Raw genomic sequence first — 748 nt, forward strand, 5'->3', positions numbered from 1 at the left:
CCCATGCCGATTTCGCCTTTCCAGCTTCGGTATTTTTTAGCCCGCACACGTGCCTGCACACCCATTTCAGCCATAAGACGGCTGACCTTTTTATGATTCACCCGCAGCCCCTGATTATGCAGTGCGGCAGTGACGCGCCGGTAGCCGTAGCGCCGTTTGTGGCGGATGGCTATCTGCCGGATGATATTGCACAGCGCCACATCGCAACCGATCGCTTCACGCGATTGCCACCAGTACCAGGTGCTACGTGGCAGCATCGCGGATTTCAGCAGGTCACGCAGACGATGCTCGCCGATTAATGCCCTGATGGCGTTGATTTTTTCTTCTGTTCCGCTTTTGCTTTCATCAGGGCGTCTAACTTTTCGTGGTAAGCACGTTCAGCGCGCAGATAGCGGACTTCTTCCAGCAGTTCTGCGGGCGTCATTTCTTCAGGCTGTTTTGCGGGTTTTTGAGCTTTCTGCGCCATGTGTTTTCTCTCTTTCTCTGCCGGGGCGGTGGCCTTTGTGGCCTCCTGAACCCAGCGTCCGACAGTCTTGTAGTCAGAAATATTAAACCGCGCAGCGGCGGTACGCATAGAAAGATGTTCACGAAGTACGACATCTGCCACGTGGGCACGAAAATGGGCAGGATAGGTGATGGATGTTTTGGCTAATAAAGCGGCCTGACCGTGAAGCCGGTAAGCCGCAGTCCATGCCCGAAGTGAAGAAGCGGGAACCTGATATTGGCGGGCAGTGAGTTTGTAGCCGTC

Annotated in this window: 2 protein-coding genes; both read right to left on the reverse strand. The window is 54.7% G+C overall.

Annotation, left to right across the window (positions count from 1 at the left end; all coding sequences use genetic code 11):
- Positions 1-257: IS3 family transposase (locus ACMHLI_RS23380; RefSeq protein ID WP_413531464.1), on the reverse strand; the 257-nt coding region annotated here is incomplete at its 3' end.
- A 38-nt stretch (positions 258-295) separates the two neighbouring features.
- On the reverse strand, positions 296-748 hold a 453-nt coding region (locus ACMHLI_RS23385), incomplete at its 5' end, for a transposase (protein WP_413531465.1).

Origin of the sequence: Rahnella inusitata (genome assembly GCF_965118895.1) — a bacterium.
GTDB lineage: Bacteria > Pseudomonadota > Gammaproteobacteria > Enterobacterales > Enterobacteriaceae > Rahnella > Rahnella inusitata_A.